This is a genomic window from Streptomyces sp. WMMC500, assembly GCF_027497195.1.
In the GTDB taxonomy this organism is placed as follows: Bacteria; Actinomycetota; Actinomycetes; order Streptomycetales; family Streptomycetaceae; genus Streptomyces.
This window is the reverse complement of sequence record NZ_CP114905.1, coordinates 1,912,909-1,929,600: the sequence shown is the minus strand read 5'-3', so window position 1 is coordinate 1,929,600 and position 16,692 is coordinate 1,912,909. Positions and strand designations below refer to the sequence as shown.

Here is a 16,692-nt window from a genome sequence, read left to right as displayed (position 1 = left end):
CGCCGGTGCCCGGCGGCGGCCACGGGGCAATCGGGTGGTCGCCGCGTCCGCCGTGGGGTGGCGGGAGAATCGGCGACCCGCCCGGTCGATCATGAGGGCATGACTGCGCGCACGGCGGACAGAGCGGCACGGGTGGACCGGGCGATGGCCGGCATGTCCGAGGCGGGGGTGCGCCTCGTCGCACTGAGCTGGGTCGACAACGCGGGCATCGGCCGGGTCAAGGCCGTGCCGCTCGGCCGCCTGCCCCGGCTCGCGGTCCACGGCGTGGGCATGTCCCCGGTGTTCGACACGTTCCTGGTGGACGACTCGACGGCCCGCACCGGCGGCTTCGGCGGCCCGGTCGGCGACCTGCTCCTGCTGCCGGATCCGGACCGGCTCACCGTCCTGGCCGCGCAGCCGGGCTGGGCGTGGGCGCCGGCGGACCGGTACGGCCAGGACGGCGAACCGTACCCGGGGTGCCACCGGTCCTTCGTCCACCGCATGGTGGGGGCGGCGGCCGGCCTGGGACTGAGCCTGCGGATGGGGTTCGAGACGGAGTGGAGCGTCGGCCCCGGCGGCCCCGGTGACGGCCCGGCGTACGGGCTGGCCCGGCTGGCGGACTCCGGGGCGTACCTCCTCGACGTCGTCGACGCGCTCACCGCGCAGGGTGTCGACGTCCTCCAGATCCACCCGGAGTACGAACCGGGGCAGTTCGAGGTCTCGACCGCCGCCGAGGACCCGCTGGGCGCCGCCGACACCGCCGTCCTGGTCCGGCACACCGTGCGCACCGTCTCCCACGCCCACGGCCTGCGGGCCTCCTTCGCCCCCCTGCCGGAGCCCACGGGCATCGGCAACGGCGGGCACGTACACCTGAGCCTGTGGCGCGGCGAGCAGAACCTGATGCACGGCGGTACGGGGCCGCGCGGCATGACGCCGGAGGGCGAGGCGTTCCTCGCCGGCGTGCTGCGTTCGCTGCCCGCCCTGACCGCGGTCGGCTGCCCTTCCCCCGCCAGCTATCTGCGGCTGGCGCCGTCCACGTGGGCCGGCGTCTACCGCTGCTGGGGCTGGGAGAACCGGGAGGCGGCGCTGCGCTTCGTCACCGGGCCGGTGGGCGAGGCGGCCGAGCGCGCCAACGCCGAGGTCAAGTGCTTCGACCAGGCGGCGAATCCGTACCTGGTGGCGGGCTCGGTCATCGCCGCGGGCCTGGCGGGGTACGAGGACGCGCTGCGGCTGCCGGCGGAGTTCACCGACGACCCGGCCCGCGCCGACCCCGGTGAACTTCAGCGGCGCGGCATCGTGCGGCTGCCGGCGGCCCTGGCGGACGCGGTCCGGCACCTCAAGGGCTCGGTGGTGCTGCGCAAGGCGATGGGGGACCACCTCTTCGACGCCCTGCTCGCCGTACGCGAAGCGGAGGACGGGCTCTTCGCCGGCCGTTCCCGTGCCGAGACCGTCGAAGCCACTCGCCGGCGGTACTGATCCCGGCGGGCCCCCCGGGCCGGTCAGCCGAGCAGGCGCCGCAGCTCGTCGGCGAGTTCGCGGGCCCGGTCCAGGTCGGCCGGTGCCGGCGGCGCCGTGCCGGGGGTCTCCGGCGCGGGCCCCGGGGCCTCGGCGCCGGCGGCGTCGAGCGGGCTCAGCCTGACGGTCTCCGAGGTCTCGGACACGTCGATGTCGAAGACGACGCGGTCGGCGCGGTGCCAGGTGGTGAACCACTCCAGCGCGTTCCCGTGCTGGTCGGTGGTCTCGCCTTCGAGCATCAGCAGCGGCCCGCCCGGCTCGGTGCGCAGGGCCTCCGCGAGCATGTCGTCGGCGGCGACCGCGCGGACCTGCCGCCTGCCGCTGACCGGCCGCAGCCCGTAGTTCCGGGTGAGCAGCCGGTGCAGCGAGGCGTCGGTCAGGTCCTCGTCGCGGAGCCCCGGGACCTTCGCGGCCGGCAGCCAGGTGCGTACGTACGCCAGCGGGTCGCCGGCGACGAGGCGGAGGCGTTCGAGGCGCAGCGCGTCGGCCGTGTGCAGGAACGCCTGCGCGCGCGGCGGCGGGGAGTCGGGGCGCAGGGAGCGGACGACCGTGCGCAACTCCTGCCCGGCGACGGCGAACTGGTCGGACAGCCCGGTCGCCCGCTGCACCAGCCGCCGGTACTCGGCGGGCGACGCCACCAGCGTCGGCCGGCCCTGCCGGCGGATGACCAGGCCGTCGGCGGCCAGCCCCGCCACCGCCTGGCGCACGACGCTGCGCCCCACGCCGAACGCGGCGCACAGCTCGGCCTCGCTCGGCAGGGGCGCCCCCGGCGGCAGGTCGTGGCCCAGGATCTGCTGGCGCAGGGACTGGGCGACCTGCCGGTGCAGCGGCCGCGGGTCACTTCTGTCGACTGCCATCGCCGGAGTCTACGAGGCCCTGTCCGGGCGCTCCACGGCGGCCGCCGCGGCCGCCTCGCCCGCCCGTGCGGTCTGCCACACCCGGTCCCAGCCCGGCGCCAGTTCGGCGGCGCGCCGGGTGGCCAGCACCAGGCTCGCCTCCCGGGCGACGCCCTTGCCCGCGATGTCGAACGCGGTGCCGTGGTCGACGGAGACCCGGACCACGGGCAGGCCGACGGTGATGTTCACGCCGTCGTCGCCGTACACCGCCTTGAAGGGGGCGTGCCCCTGGTCGTGGTAGCAGACGACCACGAACTTCCACTTGCCCCTGACCGCGGCCGGGATGAGCGCGTCGGCGGGCAGCGGCCCGACCGCGTTGACGCCCGCGGCCCGCGCCCGCTCGACCGCCGGCGCCAGCACGTCGGCGTCCTCGTCGCCGAAGAGACGGTTCTCGCCCGCGTGCGGGTTGAGCCCGGCGACGCCGATCGGCTCGCCGGGCCGGCCGAGGGCGTGGGCGAACGAGCCCACCAGGCGCAGCACGTTGTCGGTGCGCGCGGGGCTGACCCCGGCGATGGCCTCGGTGAGCGACACGTGGGTGGTGAGGTGGAAGAAGTACAACTCGCCCGCGGAGAGCACCAGGCTGAAGTTCTCGACGCCGAACTCGTGCGCCAGCAGCTCGGTGTGCCCGGGCCAGAAGTGGCCACCTGCGTGCATGGCGGCCTTGTTCAGCGGCGCGGTGACGATGCCGTCGACGAGTCCGTCCCGGGCCAGCGCGCAGGCCCGCTTGACGAAGCGCGCCGAGCCGTCGCCGGCCGCCGCGCTGAGTTCGCCGTACGGCACCGTGCCCAGGGACGGTCCGTCCTGCACGAGGTCGATGGTCCCCGGCTCGTTCCGGGCGTCGCGGGGCGAGTCGACGACGCGTACCGCGGCGGGGTCCTCGCCTGTCAGCGTCACGGCCGCGCGGACGGCGTCGGCGTCTCCGATCACGACCGGGCGGCAGATGCCGCGCAGCTCGTCGTGGTGCAGCAGGGTACGGGCCGTGATCTCCGGTCCGATTCCGGCCACGTCGCCCAGGGTGAGGGCCAGCGTGGGCACCTGCGTGTCGTTCACCGGTGACTCCTCTTCTTCGTCTTCTTCGTCCGCACCGCTTCCGCGGCCTTGATCAGTACGCCGGGGCTGCCGAAGCCCCCGGCCTTGGTGGCGACCGGCAGCCCGGCCGCCGGTCCGCCGACGACGACGCCCAGGGGCACCCCCGGCTCGACGGTGTCGTACAGCTTGATGCCGGTTCCGCCGAGGCGCTCCAGGACCGCGCGGGCGCCGTCGCCCCCGGTGGCGACCAGGCCGGTGACGGTACCGGCGGCCATCGCGTGCGCGGCGGCGTCCGAGAGGCGGCGGGCGACCAGTTCGGGGCCGGCCGCCGCGGTGGTCGCGTCGGGGGTGCTCAGCAGCAGCGCGGGCGGGTGGCCGGCCGCCGACGTCCGTACCCGGGCGAGGAACACGGCCCACGCGGCGTCGTCGGTGAGGTCCCGACCGGTGGGCTGGAGGCGCTCGGCGCGGTGGGCGGCGAGGGCGTCGGCCTGCGCGCGGGAGGCGTCGTGCAGGCTCGTCACCACCACGAGGGCGGTGCCCGCCGTGTCGCCGGCCGGCGCGGGCTCCGGGTGCGGGCGGGTGTCCGGTGCTTCCGCCTCCCGCGGTCGCCAGCGGACGGCGAGTGGGCCCGCCAGCCCCGCGGAGCCGACGGCCAGGGCCCGCTCGCCGAGGTGCGCGACCGTGCGGGCGATCCGGTCCAGGTCCTCGTCGTTCGCGGCGTCGAGCACGACGATCGGGCTGTCCGCCGCGCGGACCTCCGCGGCCCAGGAGGCCGGCGTCCCCCGCGGATCGAGGCGTACGAGCGGCGCGTCGAGCAGGGTCGGCAGATGACTGGTCGTCACGGGCGTCACCGGGTCCCGGCCCGCCGCGGTCTCGCTGACCGGGCGGCCGTCGACCAGCAGGACGCCGTCCACGACGGTGCGGCCCACGGCGGGAAAGGCGGGGCAGACGAGCGCGACCGTACCGGGGGCGAGGACGTCCAGCATGGCGTCGATCTCGGCGCGGACCGGCCCGCGCAGCGTCGAGTCCACCTTCTTGAAGAGGTGGGTCACGCCGCGGTGCGGCAGCCCGGCGGTCGCCTGCCGCACCAGGTCGGCCGCTTCGGCGTCCGGGCGGGCCCGGGAGTCCGTCGTGACCGCCACCACCGGGACGTCGCCGTCCCTCCCGGCGGATCCACCGGGCTCCTCACCGCCCAGCCGGAGCAGGGTCGGCCAGCCGGCCCGGGCGAACTGCACGGCGGTGTCGCCGGCGCCGGTGAGGTCGTCGGCGACGATCACCACCTCGTACGTCATGCCCGCTGCTCCTGCTCGCGCTGCCGCTCCTGCTCCCGCTCCCGTTGGGGCTCGGTGCGGTCCGCGGTCCCGTCGGCGCGTCCGTCCGCGGTCCCGTCGGCGGCCCCCTTTACGGCCTCCTCCGCGGGCCCTGGCGCCGCCGGGGCGTCCGGCTGCCGCAGAGCTCCCGTCCGCTTCAGCGCGTACGCCGCGAGCAGCGGTGCGATGATCGCCGTGACCAGGGCCGACGCCGCGACCTGCGCGGTGGCGGTGCCGACGTACTCCTCGAAGCGGGGGTCCGCGGCGGCCACGACGGCCGGGGTGGCGATGGCGTTGCCCGCGGTGGTGCCCGCGGCGAAGCCGATGCCGGACATGGAGCCGCGCCGCAGGACGTAGCGGTAGCCGAGGTAGACCAGGAAGCCCGTGAACGGCGCGATGATCAGGCCGAGGGCCAGGCCGGTCACCCCGCCGGTGACGATGTCGCCGAGGTCGATGCCGGTGCCGAGCGAGAACGCGAAGAACGGGATGACGATGTTCGGCACCGGCTCGACGACCTTGCGCCACTCGGCGTCGACGTTGCCCACCAGCACGCCCAGCAGGAACGGGACGATGGCACCGAGCAGGGCGAGGAACGGGATGTCGCCGAGGCCGGAGGCGCCGAGGAAGAGCAGCGTCAGGAAGGGCCCGTCGTTGACGGCGCTGGCGACGTAGGCTCCCCGGTCCCGCTCGTCGCCGTACTGTCCGGAGAAGGCCAGCCACAGGCCGCCGTTGCTGTTGTCCATCGAGGCCAGCAGCGCGAGCAGCGAGACGCCGAGAAGGCCGTCGAGCCCGACGCCGAGCCCGATCAGCACCACCAGCGTGGCCGGGATCAGGCTCTTCATCACCAGCACCGTGCCCGCGTGGGCGAGGATCGGGCCGCCGGTGCGGGTGGAGACCTGGGTGCCGGTCGCGAAGATCAGCAGGGCGATGAGCGGAAGGGCGCTGTCCTCGAAGAGCGCGGTGGTGAAGCTGCCGATCCCGAGGGCCCCCGGGGCGAAGGTGCCGAAGACCGCGCCGAGGATCAGCGGGATCAGCATCAGTCCACCAGGTATGCGCTGCATCGTGGCGAACAGGGGGATCCTGGACTTGTCCGGACCGCTCACGCCAACCTCCTCGTCGGCATCAGTCACGGCGCGAGCGCCGCACTTGTACGTATCTGTTGTACGTACAAGATGCCACACCGGACCGGGAAGCGGAAGCACCCGTGCTTTCGTGGGGGAATGGCACCTGAGGCGGACCCGCGGGGTTCCGCACCGAGGGGGACGTGCCCGGGGTGCCGGCCGTCCTAGGTTGTGGCGAGCGAAACCCGACAGTCAGTGCCGAAAGACGCGCGGAGCCGGCTGCCCCCGTTGCCTGAGGGGCCGCTCGCCGGCCGCCGTCCCCCTCCACGACGCCCGGCCCGCATCCCCTGTGCCGCCGCAGCCCTACCGCCCCCTGCCCTGAACCGCCGGGGTGGGGATCCGCCGAGGGCCGCGGGGCCCGGCGGCGCGGGTGCCGCCCCGCCTACAGGAGACCGCCCATGGCGCTCACCGAGCCCGACGCCCCCGCCCGCCGGCCCGCCCTCACCGCCCCCCGCCGGCCACACGGCTCCGGGCCTGCCCCGTCCGCCCGTCCGTCGCGGCGGTTCGCCCTGATCCCCGCGGTGGTCACCCTCGTCGTGGGGCTGTGGGGGCTCACCCGGCAGGGGTCGATGTGGCGCGACGAGGCCGCCACATACGACGTGGCGCGGCGCACCCTCCCCGAACTCCTCCGCACGCTCGGCAGCGCGGACGCGGTGCACGGCGCGTACTACCTGCTGATGCACGCGGTGTTCGGCGTGTTCGGCGACAGCCTGGCCGTCCTGCGGCTGCCCTCGCTGCTCGCCATGTCCGCCGCGGCGGCCGGCGTCGCGCTGCTCGGCGGCAGGCTGGCCGGGCCCCGGGCCGGGCTGCTCGCGGGCCTGGTCTTCGCGCTGCTGCCCGCGGTGCAGCGCTACGGGCAGGAAGGCCGCTCGTACGCGCTGGTCTGCGCGGCCGTCACCTGGGCGACCTGGCTCTTCGTACGCGCCCGCGACGAGCGTGCGCCCCGGCTCTGGCTCGGCTACGGGGCGGTGGCGCTGTCCGGTTGCCTGCTGCACGAGTTCGCGGTGCTCGCCGTCGCCGCCCACGGGGTCACCCTCCTCGTCCCGCCGTACTCCCGCGGGGACGGGCGGGCCTGGACGGGGGCGGCGGTCGGGGTGGCGGCGGCGCTGGCCCCGCTCGTCGTGGTCAGCTCGCGGCAGTCGGAGCAGGTCGCCTGGATCGGCCCGCCCGGCGCCGCCGCGCTCCTCGGCTACGTCGTCCCCGTCCTCGTCGGCCTCCTCAGCGCCGCCCTCCTCCCGGCGGGTGCGCGGCGGCTGCGGGCCCTCGCGCTGCCGCTGCTGGTCCTGCCCGGCGGGGTCCTGCTGCTGTTCTCCGCGATCCTCCCGCTCTACGTCGACCGCTACGTCGTGTACGCGCAGGCCGGCCTCGCGCTGCTCCTCGGCGCGGCGCTGGACCACCTCTGGCACGGCCGGCGCCACCGGCTGCCGCTCGCCGTCGTCGCCGCCGCGGCCGTGGCGGTGGCGCTGGTTCCGGTCGGGCAGCACCTGCGCGGCCCGGAGAGCCGCCGAGACGACCTGGGTGCCGTCGCCCGCGCCGTCGACGCCCACGGACGGCCCGGCGACGGACTGCTCTACATGCCCGGCAGGCGCCGCATCTGGCAGGTGGCCGACCCCGCGGCGTACACGGGCCTGGTCGACCTCGCGGTACGGACGGATCCGCGCGGGTCCGACACCCTCTACGGGGTCGAACTCCCCGCCGCGGACATCCGCGCCCGGATGCTCGCGGCCGACCGGATCGTCGCGCTGCGCGACCCGGCCGGCGAGCCGGTCGACCAGGCCGCCCGGGAAGAGGTGAAACGGGACGTCCTGCGGGCGCACTTCCGCCTCTGCGGCACCACGGAGGTCCACGGGGCCCGCGTGTCCGTCTTCGCCCGGCCCGGCCGCTGCGACCCGGCGTAGTACCTGAGGAGGACGCACCCGGATCCGCACCGGGAAGGACGCCGCCGAGGTCCGCGCGCCCGTACGGTGTGCGGGTGACCGAGTCCACTGGGAAAGCCCCCCGCGTCCGCGGCGAGTTCGACGTCATCCGGGAGGGCCTGCGGCTGCTGGGCCGGGCCGCACACCGGACGCGTGCGACGCGCCGCGAACTCTTCCGGGACGCGTTCGCCCTGACGCCGCTCCCCGCGCTGCCGTCGCACCCACCGGTGGTGAGGCGCATCCACCCCGCCGTCAGGCGCGTGGTCGTCTGGCTGCCGCACCTGGCGGTCACCGTCCTCGCCGGCTATCTCTTCGGCCTGGGCAGCGGATGGTACGGGAACGACGAGTACGCGTACGACGGCGGTCATGTGGGCGTGCCCGTCGGATGCGCCGCCGCGATCCCGCTGCTGCTGGCCCTCTTCAGGCCCGTCGGCGCCTGGTGGCTGTCCATGCTGATGTGCTTCGCCACCGCGGCCTTCTCCGGCGCGATGTACGACTGGCCCTGGGCCGAGGCGACGTTCTTCTCGCACCTGGCCGTACTGACGATGGCCGTGCTGCGCAACAGCATCGGCACCGCCGTCGCGATGTGGCTCCTCACGTACCTGACCGGTGTGGTCGCCCTCTGGACGAGTGCGCACCACAGCGGGGCCGCGAACGTCACGGAGATGGCCGCCGCCTCGGCCGTCGTCGTCGCCGTCGCCGTCTCGCTGCGCGGCTGGACGGCGGCCAGCCGGCGCGCCGAGGCCAGCGGCGCGCTCACCGCCGAGGAGCGCTCCCGGCGCACCCGGCTGGAGAAGCGCACCTCCATCGCCCACGAACTGCACGACGTCGTGGCACACCACATGTCCGTCATCGCGATCCAGGCGGAGGCCGCCCCGTACCGGGTGGAGAACCCGCCCCCCGAACTGACCGCGTCCTTCGCGACCATCCGCGAGAACGCCATCGCCGCGCTCGCCGAACTCCGGCGCGTCCTCGGCGTCGTACGCACCGAGGACTACGAGGCCCCGTCCGCGCCCCAGCCCACCCTCGCCGACCTGGACCGGCTGCTCGGCAACGTCCGGGACGCGGGCCTGGCCGTCGGCATGACCGTCACCGGCGCCCGGCGTGAACTCCCGCAGGGCGTCGAGCTGTCGGCGTACCGCATCGTCCAGGAGGCCCTGAGCAACGCCCTGCGCCACGCCCCCGGCGCCCCCGCCGAGGTCGAGCTGTCCTACGTCCTGGGCGGCCTGGCCCTGCGGATCGTCAACGGCCCGCCGACCGGGGAGCGGACGCCGTCGCCCGGCGCCGGACAGGGCGTCGCCGGGATGCGCGAGCGGGTCGCGATGCTGGGCGGCCGGATGACCGCGGGCGAAACCCCGGACGGCGGCTACGAGGTGGCGGTGCTGCTCCTCACCGACGACCCCGTGACCGATCCCGTGACCGACACGGCCGCCGACCCCGCGGCCGACACCGCGGCAGAACCCGCCGCCGGCGTCCGGGAGAAGGCCGTCGGCACATGACCATCCGGGTGCTCATCACCGACGATCAGTCCATGGTGCGCGAGGGGTTCACCGTGCTGCTCAACGCCCAGCCCGGCATCGAGGTCGTCGGCGAGGCCGCCGACGGCCGCGAGGCCGTGGACCGGGTACGCCTGCTCGCCCCCGACGTCGTGCTCATGGACATCCGGATGCCGGAGGTCAACGGGCTGGAGGCGACCCGCGAGATCGCCGGATCCGGCCTCGGCACCAAGGTCCTGATCCTCACCACGTACAACCTCGACGAGTACGTCTACGACGCTCTGCGCGCCGGTGCCAGCGGCTTCCTCCTCAAGGACGCCTCCGCCCGCCAGCTCGCCGAGGGCGTCCGCGTCGTCGCCGCCGGCGACGCCCTGCTCGCGCCCACCGTCACCAAGCGCCTGATCACCGCCTTCGCGCAGCGCAAGCCGGTGCTGAACCTCCCGGCGGAAGCCCGGATCGCCGGTCTCACCGGCCGCGAGACCGAGGTCCTCGCCCTCATCGCCCAGGGCCTGTCCAACGCCGAGATCGCGGCGCACCTCGTCGTGGCCGAGTCCACCGTGAAGACCCATGTGGGCCGCATACTGGAGAAGCTGGGGCTGCGCGACCGCACCCAGGCCGCGATCTTCGCCTACGAGAGCCGCCTCGTACAGCCGGCCGGCTGACGGGCGGTGCGGGGTCCGTGCGCAGGCAGGGCCGGTCCGGGCGGCGGAAAACCAGGGGACCGCGTGCGGGCGCCCGGGTTAGGGTCGGGCCATGCCCGAGCTGGAGCGGCTGCGTGCCGGTCACGCCCCCGCGGTCCTGGCCTTCGAGCTGGCGAACCGGGCCTGGTTCGCGGCCTCGGTCCCCGACCGCGGCGACGCCTTCTTCGACCGGTTCCCCGACCGGTTCGACGCCCTGCTGGCGGAGCAGGAGGCCGGTGTCTGCGCCTTCCACGTCCTTGTCGACGAGGACGGCTCGGTGCTCGGCAGGTTCAACCTGGTGGACATCGAGGACCGTGCGGCCGAACTCGGCTACCGGGTCGCGGAGCATGCCGCGGGGCGCGGCCTGGCGACCGCCACCGTCGGGGACCTGTGCCGGCTGGCGGCGGGCACGTACGGGCTGCGCACGCTGCGGGCGGCCACGACCCACGGGAACGTCGCGTCCCGGAGGGTGCTGGTCAAAGCCGGGTTCGTCGCCGTCGGCCCGGCCGCCCCCGAGCACCTCGGCGGCAAGCCGGGCACGTGGTTCCGGCGCGACCTGACCGCCGGGGGCGAGCGTCCGGACACCCCGGCCGCGGGCCGGGTGCCGGGCGGTTCCTGAGGCCCGCGGCACCTTCCCGGTCTGCGGAGAGGTGGCCCGGGCGGGGCTGTGTAGTGTGGGCCGGAGCCGGCCGAGGCGGGGAGATCGAGTTCGTGGCGACATGTCGCAAGTGCGGTGCGCGCAAGCGCCGTTGGCCCCGTTCCTGCCCGGCGTGCCGCGCCGGGTCCGCCCGGGCGGACGTGGCCGCGGGCGGCGCCGACGTGGCCGCGGGATGGGGCCTGTTCGGGTGGATCGGCCGGGGTGTCACGGGACTCGTACGTATGGTGATGCGCGCGCTCGGCTGACCGGACCCGGCCCGGGCACGGCTGCCGAGCGCGGACTCGCACGGGGCACCCCCGGCTGTGGCGGAGGTGCCCCGGCGCCGTGCCGGTGTTGCTAGTACGAGCAGCGGCTGAGCATGCTCTGTGCCGCGGACTTCTCCGCTGAGTCGATCTTCAGGTTCCAGCGGTACTTGGTGTGGATCCAGAACTTGGCGTATCCGCACCAGGAGGCGGTGCGCGGGGGCTTCCAGTCGGCCGGGTCGCGGTCGCCCTTGGAGCTGTTGACCTCGGTGGTCACCGCGATGAGCTGCGGGCCGGTGATGTCGTTGGCGAACTGCTGGCGGCGTGTGGTGGTCCACGAACTGGCGCCGGAGCGCCAGGCCTCGGCCAGGGCCACGACGTGGTCGATGGAGATCTGCGACGGCGAGCTGCGGGTGACGCCGTCGAAGTAGCTGTACCAGGAGCCGGAGGTGGGGTAGCAGTCGGCGCCGGTGGACACGTTGGTGCCGTCGCGCCTGAGGACCGTCTCGCGGGTGTTGCAGGTGCCGGAGACCGTGGTCCAGTGGGGGAACTTGTCGCGGGAGTAGCCGGTCATCGAGCCTTCCGCGGCCACGGTCAGGCTGTTGAGTTCGGCCTGCACCTGCGCCTTGGGCGGTACGTCGGGCGGAAACGCCGCCGCCGGCGGCGCCGCGCCGAGCGCGACACCGAGGGCGAGGGCCAGGAGGGCGAGCGCGGCCGTCCAGCCGCGCTTGGATATCGCCGGGGATCTGAGCAACACGGCCTCCGGAGTGAGGGGGAGCATCTGCGACCGAGCGGGGTCATCCGAACTGCCCTACGGTTGACGCGGGTTCGAACACCCGCGCCGGCCGTCTACGCGAATAGACATGCCCATGACATGTCGTGCTCATGCACAGCGCTCGCGCCCTCAGGAACTCCGGCGTACGCCCCCTTGGCAGCGGCTCCCGCGGGGCTGAAGAGTCCCCGCCCGCCCCCTCGCGAGCCGGCCGCCCCGGGCCCGTATCACCCGGCAACTGGCGCAAAAGTATGTGACATTGTACTGTTCCCGGGGGTTGCGCCCAGGCGCGGCCCCCGCCCGCATGCCGCGACTCACCCGGAGGACTCCATGACCTCTGCCCCCCAGGAACGGTCCCGCCCCTGGCGCGGCCTCATGGTCGCCACCGCGCTCCCGCTGCGCGCCGACCTCACCGTGGACTACGACGCCTACGCCGCGCACGTCCGCCGGCTCCTCGACGCCGGCTGCGACGGGGTCGTGACCAACGGCTCCCTGGGCGAGTACCAGACCCTCACCGAGGACGAGCGCATCCGTCTGGTGCACACGGCGGTGACCGCGGCCGGCGACGGCGACCGGGTCATGGCGGGCGCCGCGGCGTACGGCAGCGCCGAGGCCCGCGGCTGGGCCGAGCGGGCGGCGGAGGCCGGCGTCGGCTCGGTGCTGCTGCTGCCGCCCACCGCCTACCGGTCGGACGAGGCGGCGGTGCGCGCACACTACGCCGAGGTGGCGAAGGCCGGCCTGCCGGTGGTCGCGTACAACAACCCGTACGACACCCGCACCGACCTCACCCCCGCGCTGCTCGCCGCCCTGCACGGAGAGGAGAGCATCGTCGCCGTCAAGGAGTTCACCGGCGACGTCCGCCGCGCGTACGAACTGGCCGAGCTGGCGCCCGGACTCGACCTGCTCGCCGGCGCGGACGACGTGCTGCTGGAGCTGGCCGTCGCCGGCGCCGTCGGCTGGATCGCCGGCTTCCCCAACGCGCTGCCCGGCGCCTGCGCCGCCCTCTACCGCGCCGCCACCGGCGGCGACCTGGCGGTGGCCAAGCCGCTCTACCGGGCCCTGCACCCCCTGCTCCGCTGGGACTCCAAGCCGCAGTTCGTCCAGGCGATCAAGCTGTCCATGGACGTCGCCGGGCTGCACGGCGGCCCCTGCCGCCCGCCGCGCTCGCCGCTGACGGACGAACAGGCGGCGAGCGTCCGGAGCCTCACGGAGAAGCTGCTCGCCGAGGGCCTGGCCTGACCGCCGCCGACGGCCTTCCGGCCCTTCGTCCCGGCCCTCGGTCGCCGGGGCGGACGGGCCGGCGGGCGAAGTACCATGCAAAAATGTCACATCGCGCATCGAGCCCCTGCCGCCCGCGGAGGGACCACCATGGCTGAGGCGAAGCGGGGCAAGCTCATCTCGGTGCAGAAGCACCTGCGCGACCAGGTCGCCAACGCCCTGCGGGCCGCGCTGATCGCGGGGGAGCTGCAGCCCGGCGTCATCTACTCCGCGCCCGCGCTGGCCGCGGAGTTCGGCGTCTCGGCGACGCCCGTGCGCGAGGCCATGCTCGACCTCGCCCGCGAGGGCCTGGTCGAGGCGGTACGCAACAAGGGTTTCCGCGTCACCGAGATGACCGAGGGCGACCTCGACGACTACACGGAGATCCGCGAGCTGATCGAGGTCCCCACCGTGGGCCGGGTGACCGAGGTCGCCACGGCGGAGCAGTTGGAGGCGCTCCGCCCCCTCGCCGAGGACATCGTCAAGGCCACCCGCGACCACGACCTCATCGGCTATCTCGAAGCCGACCGCCGCTTCCACCTCGGCCTGCTCGCGCTCGCCGGCAACGAGCACCTGGTCACGGTCGTCGCCGAACTGCGCAACCGCTCCCGGCTGTACGGGCTGACGGACCTCGACCGCGCCGGCGTGCTCGTCGAGTCCGCACAGGAGCACATCACGCTGCTCGACCTGATGATCGCCGGCGACGCCGCCGCCGCACAGGAGTTGATGGCCCGCCACCTCGGACACGTCCGCACCCTGTGGGCGGCCGGGCGGCGCGGCGCCGCGCAGAAGGCCGGCGCGCTGCGGCTCGGCGAGGGTCAGGGCCGGCCGTCAGCCCTCCCCTGAGCGGTCGGAGAGCTTGAGCCAGACCAGGCCGGCGATGATCACGCCGAGCCAGAAGGTCCTGACCGGGGTGAGCGTCTCGTCGAAGAAGACGGGGCCGAGCAGGGCGGCTCCGACGGCGCCGATTCCGGCCCAGACGGCGTAGCCGATGCCCACGTCGATGGTGCGCAGGGCGAGGCTCAGGGCGAAGAGCGTCAGCAGGAAGAAGACGACCGCGACGAGCGACCAGGAGAGCACGGTGAAGCCCTCGCTCCCGCCCACCGAGAGGGCGTAGCCGACCTCGAAGGCGCCGGCGAGGAGGAGGACGAGCCAGGCGCGCGCCCGGTCGCCGCGGGTGGTGCCGCCGGTGCGGGTGGTGCCGTTGGTTCGGGTGGTGCCGCTGGTGCCGCTGGTGCGGGTGGTGGCGGTGTCGCCGGACATGCGGGTGCCTTCCTCGTGCACGGTGGGGCCGGACGGTGGGGTGCGGGGTGGGCGTCCTGCGGTCACGCCGCCCCGCTGAGCTGGAGGCCGGCGACGCCGGCGATGACGGCGGCGATGCCGAGGAGCCTGCGCCCGTCGAGGCGCTGGCCGAAGACGAGGGCGCCGAGGACGACGATCCCGATGCCGGCCGCGGAGGTCCACACGGCGTAGCCGACGCCGACGTCGAAGGTCAGCAGCGCCCGGCTGAGGAGATAGGTGGCGGCGCCGCCGCTGACCAGGGTGGCGGTGGTCCAGGCGGGCCGGGTGAACCCCTGGGCCCGCCCGGCGGAAACGGCGACGGCGATCTCGAAGACGACGGCGATGCCGAGGTAGAGCCAGTGCATGGCGGATGTCCCTTCGTCCCCGCACCTCCGGTGGGTGCGGCCCCGGAACCGTGGCACTTCACACCGGTGTCAACTGCAAGAATGGGAAGCCGGCGGACGGCGCAAGGAGGTCGCATGCGCATCGGTGAGCTCGCGGACGCGAGCGGTGTCAGCACCCGGTCCCTGCGGTACTACGAGGAGCAGGGACTCATCCGCTCGCAGCGCACCCCGGGCGGGTGGCGCGACTTCGACAGCTCCATGACCGAACGGGTCGTCATGATCCAGCACCTCTTCGCGGCCGGCCTGGGCAGCGCCACGATCAACGAACTGCTTCCCTGCCTGGAGGCGCCGCCCGAGGAGCGCAACGGCGAGATGGAGCGGTTGCTCGCGCAGGAGGCCGAGCGTCTTCGGGCCAAGCGGCGCGACATCGATCGCGAGCTGGCCACCCTGGAGGCGCTCCGCAACGAAACCGCCCTGTTCGGCCGGGAACAGCGGGGCACCGTGGCCGGTCACGGGCGTCCCCGGCCCCGTTGACGGGGGACGGCCGCGGCCGTCCCGCCGTTCAGGCCGCCCGGCGGCCACCGTCGAGCAGTGTCCCCATCCACTCCTCGACGGCGTCGGGGTCGCGCGGCAGCGCGTCCGACATCAGCCGGGCGCCGTCCTCGGTGATCACGAGGTCGTCCTCGATCCGCACGCCGATGCCGCGCAGTTCCAGTGGGAGTGTCTCGTCGTCGGGCTGGAGGTAGAGCCCGGGCTCCACGGTGAGGACCTGTCCCGCCTCCAGCACCCCGTCGAGATAGGCGCTCGCCCGTGCCTTGGCACAGTCGTGCACGTCCAGGCCGAGCATGTGCCCGCTGCTGCACAGGGTGTAGCGCCGGTACAGCCCGCTGTCGGGCGCGAGCGCCTGCTCCGGCGTGACGCGCAGCACGCCCCAGTCGTGGAGACCTTCGGCGATCACCGCCATGGCCGCCCGGTGGAAGTCGCGGAAGCGGGCGCCGGGCCTGAGGGCGGCGATGCCGGCGTTCTGGGCGGCGAGGACGAGCTCGTACACCTGCCGCTGGACGCGCGAGAAGCGCCCGGACAGCGGGAGGGTGCGGGTGACGTCGGCGGTGTAGAGGGTGTCGGTCTCCACCCCGGCGTCCAGGAGCAGCAGCCGCGCCGGGTCGAGCGGGCCGTCGTTGCGGGTCCAGTGCAGCACGCAGGCGTGTTCGCCGGACGCGGCGATCGTCTCGTAGCCCGTGCCGTTGCCCTCGGCGCGGGCGCGGGTGGCGAAGACGCCCTCGATCCAGCGTTCACCGCGCGGGTGGCGCAGGGCCGCGGGCAGGGCCCGTACGACGTCCTCGAAGCCGGCCGCGGTGTGGTCGACCGCGAGCTGGAGCTGCCCGGTCTCCCACTCGTCCTTGATCAGCCGCAACTCCGCGAGGTACGTGCCGAGTTCTGCGTCCCGGTCCGGCTCGGCGGCGCCGTGCGGGCCGCGGTCGAAGAGGCCGTCGACGCCGGCGTCCAGCCCGGAGAGCACCCGGGCCGGCGGCCGGGGCCCGGCGGCGAGCTTGTCCAGGTCGTCGAGGTCCCGGCAGTCCAGCCCGGTCAGTTCCGCGGCCTCGCCGAGGTCGGGGCGGCGCCTGACCCAGAACTCGCCGTAGCGCCGGTCCCGGTAGAACTCGTCGGTGTCCCGGTCCGAGCGCGGGCGCACGTACAGCACGGCCTCGTGCCCCTCGGCCCCGGCGGGCTCCAGTACGAGGACGTGTCCGGCCTGGTCCTCGCCGGTCAGGCCGGTGAGCCAGGCGTACGCGCTGTGCGGGCGGAAGCGGTGATCGCAGTCGTTGGAGCGGACCTTGAGCGCTCCCGCCGGCAGCACCAGCCGCTCGCCGGGGAAGCGCGCGGACAGCCGCGCGCGGCGGCCGGCGAGCGCGGCGTAGCCCGGGACGCGGATGCCGGACGGCAGCGGGCTGGGCGCCCACGCGCTGCTCATGAACGTCCGCAGGGCCGCGGAGACGTCCAGGTCGTGGCTGCCGGTGTGCAGGCGGGCGGAGGGCTTGTCCATCGGGCGGCTCCTGGCGGGCGGGGGAGGAGGGTGCCGGACGCGGGTGTGCAACTCGGGTAATAAAATTGCACATTGCTATGTTACATGGTCTACACGCCCCTGCCCGGCGGCAATTGGCGTCGGAAATCCGGCCCGACCGCGTGAATCCGGGA

16 protein-coding genes are annotated in these 16,692 nt (G+C 74.7%); 8 read left to right on the top strand and 8 right to left on the bottom strand.

Annotation, left to right across the window (positions count from 1 at the left end; translation table 11 throughout):
• The first annotated feature begins 99 nt into the window (after window positions 1–99).
• Window positions 100–1,455, top strand: coding sequence for a glutamine synthetase family protein (locus tag O7599_RS07875; RefSeq protein ID WP_281621395.1), 1,356 nt, complete (start codon window positions 100–102; stop codon window positions 1,453–1,455).
• A 23-nt stretch (window positions 1,456–1,478) separates the two neighbouring features.
• Here the strand turns inward: O7599_RS07875 and O7599_RS07870 are convergent, their stop codons facing one another.
• Genes O7599_RS07870 through O7599_RS07855 form a run of 4 tightly spaced genes read right to left on the bottom strand, consistent with a single transcriptional unit; the run spans window position 1,479 to window position 5,832 of the window.
• Complete coding sequence (locus O7599_RS07870) at window positions 1,479–2,351, bottom strand: GntR family transcriptional regulator (protein ID WP_281621394.1); 873 nt, start codon at window positions 2,349–2,351, stop codon at window positions 1,479–1,481.
• 9 nt (window positions 2,352–2,360) lie between these two features.
• Window positions 2,361–3,440: a 4-hydroxythreonine-4-phosphate dehydrogenase PdxA gene (gene pdxA / locus O7599_RS07865; RefSeq protein WP_281621393.1), complete on the bottom strand. Its 1,080-nt coding sequence runs from the start codon at window positions 3,438–3,440 to the stop codon at window positions 2,361–2,363.
• Window positions 3,437–4,711, bottom strand: coding sequence for a four-carbon acid sugar kinase family protein (locus O7599_RS07860; RefSeq protein ID WP_281621392.1), 1,275 nt, complete (start codon window positions 4,709–4,711; stop codon window positions 3,437–3,439). Before O7599_RS07860 ends, pdxA begins: the two co-directional genes overlap by 4 nt.
• Complete coding sequence (locus O7599_RS07855) at window positions 4,708–5,832, bottom strand: 2-keto-3-deoxygluconate permease (protein WP_281621391.1); 1,125 nt, start codon at window positions 5,830–5,832, stop codon at window positions 4,708–4,710. Before O7599_RS07855 ends, O7599_RS07860 begins: the two co-directional genes overlap by 4 nt.
• 416 nt (window positions 5,833–6,248) lie before the next feature.
• Between O7599_RS07855 and O7599_RS07850 the strand changes: the two genes are divergently transcribed.
• The 4 genes from O7599_RS07850 (at window position 6,249) to O7599_RS07835 (ending at window position 10,561) form a co-directional block, all read left to right on the top strand.
• On the top strand, window positions 6,249–7,748 hold the full coding sequence (locus O7599_RS07850) for a glycosyltransferase family 39 protein (RefSeq protein WP_281621390.1): 1,500 nt from the start codon (window positions 6,249–6,251) through the stop codon (window positions 7,746–7,748).
• Between the two features lie 68 nt (window positions 7,749–7,816).
• On the top strand, window positions 7,817–9,265 hold the full coding sequence (locus O7599_RS07845; protein ID WP_281621389.1) for a histidine kinase: 1,449 nt from the start codon (window positions 7,817–7,819) through the stop codon (window positions 9,263–9,265).
• Window positions 9,262–9,924: a response regulator transcription factor gene (locus O7599_RS07840; RefSeq protein ID WP_281621388.1), complete on the top strand. Its 663-nt coding sequence runs from the start codon at window positions 9,262–9,264 to the stop codon at window positions 9,922–9,924. The genes O7599_RS07845 and O7599_RS07840 overlap by 4 nt, the downstream gene beginning before the upstream one ends.
• A gap of 91 nt (window positions 9,925–10,015) precedes the next feature.
• Window positions 10,016–10,561, top strand: a complete 546-nt coding sequence (locus O7599_RS07835; RefSeq protein ID WP_281621387.1) for a GNAT family N-acetyltransferase — start codon at window positions 10,016–10,018, stop codon at window positions 10,559–10,561.
• A 375-nt stretch (window positions 10,562–10,936) separates the two neighbouring features.
• Here O7599_RS07835 and O7599_RS07830 read toward each other — a convergent pair whose 3' ends face one another.
• Window positions 10,937–11,599 (bottom strand): HNH endonuclease family protein, encoded by a 663-nt coding sequence (locus tag O7599_RS07830; RefSeq protein WP_281621386.1) that lies wholly within the window; start codon window positions 11,597–11,599, stop codon window positions 10,937–10,939.
• A 390-nt stretch (window positions 11,600–11,989) separates the two neighbouring features.
• Between O7599_RS07830 and O7599_RS07825 the strand changes: the two genes are divergently transcribed.
• Both O7599_RS07825 and O7599_RS07820 read left to right on the top strand, forming a co-directional pair.
• Window positions 11,990–12,853: a dihydrodipicolinate synthase family protein gene (locus tag O7599_RS07825; protein ID WP_281623310.1), complete on the top strand. Its 864-nt coding sequence runs from the start codon at window positions 11,990–11,992 to the stop codon at window positions 12,851–12,853.
• A gap of 129 nt (window positions 12,854–12,982) precedes the next feature.
• Window positions 12,983–13,717, top strand: coding sequence for a GntR family transcriptional regulator (locus O7599_RS07820; protein WP_281621385.1), 735 nt, complete (start codon window positions 12,983–12,985; stop codon window positions 13,715–13,717).
• Here O7599_RS07820 and O7599_RS07815 read toward each other — a convergent pair.
• Together O7599_RS07815 and O7599_RS07810 are read right to left on the bottom strand one after the other, a co-directional pair.
• Window positions 13,703–14,134: a multidrug efflux SMR transporter gene (locus O7599_RS07815; protein ID WP_281621384.1), complete on the bottom strand. Its 432-nt coding sequence runs from the start codon at window positions 14,132–14,134 to the stop codon at window positions 13,703–13,705. The two genes, O7599_RS07820 and O7599_RS07815, sit on opposite strands and share 15 nt — an antisense overlap.
• Before the next feature lie 62 nt (window positions 14,135–14,196).
• On the bottom strand, window positions 14,197–14,517 hold the full coding sequence (locus O7599_RS07810) for a multidrug efflux SMR transporter (protein ID WP_281621383.1): 321 nt from the start codon (window positions 14,515–14,517) through the stop codon (window positions 14,197–14,199).
• A gap of 114 nt (window positions 14,518–14,631) precedes the next feature.
• On the opposite strand from O7599_RS07810, the gene O7599_RS07805 reads away from it, so the two are divergent.
• A complete protein-coding gene (locus tag O7599_RS07805) occupies window positions 14,632–15,030 on the top strand; it encodes a MerR family transcriptional regulator (RefSeq protein WP_281621382.1) in 399 nt (132 codons plus the stop codon).
• Window positions 15,031–15,058: 28 nt separating this feature from the next.
• Here the strand turns inward: O7599_RS07805 and O7599_RS07800 are convergent, their stop codons facing one another.
• The gene (locus tag O7599_RS07800; RefSeq protein ID WP_281621381.1) at window positions 15,059–16,540 is read right to left on the bottom strand and encodes an aminopeptidase P family protein; all 1,482 of its coding nucleotides are present in this window, start codon (window positions 16,538–16,540) and stop codon (window positions 15,059–15,061) included.
• Window positions 16,541–16,692 lie beyond the last annotated feature (152 nt).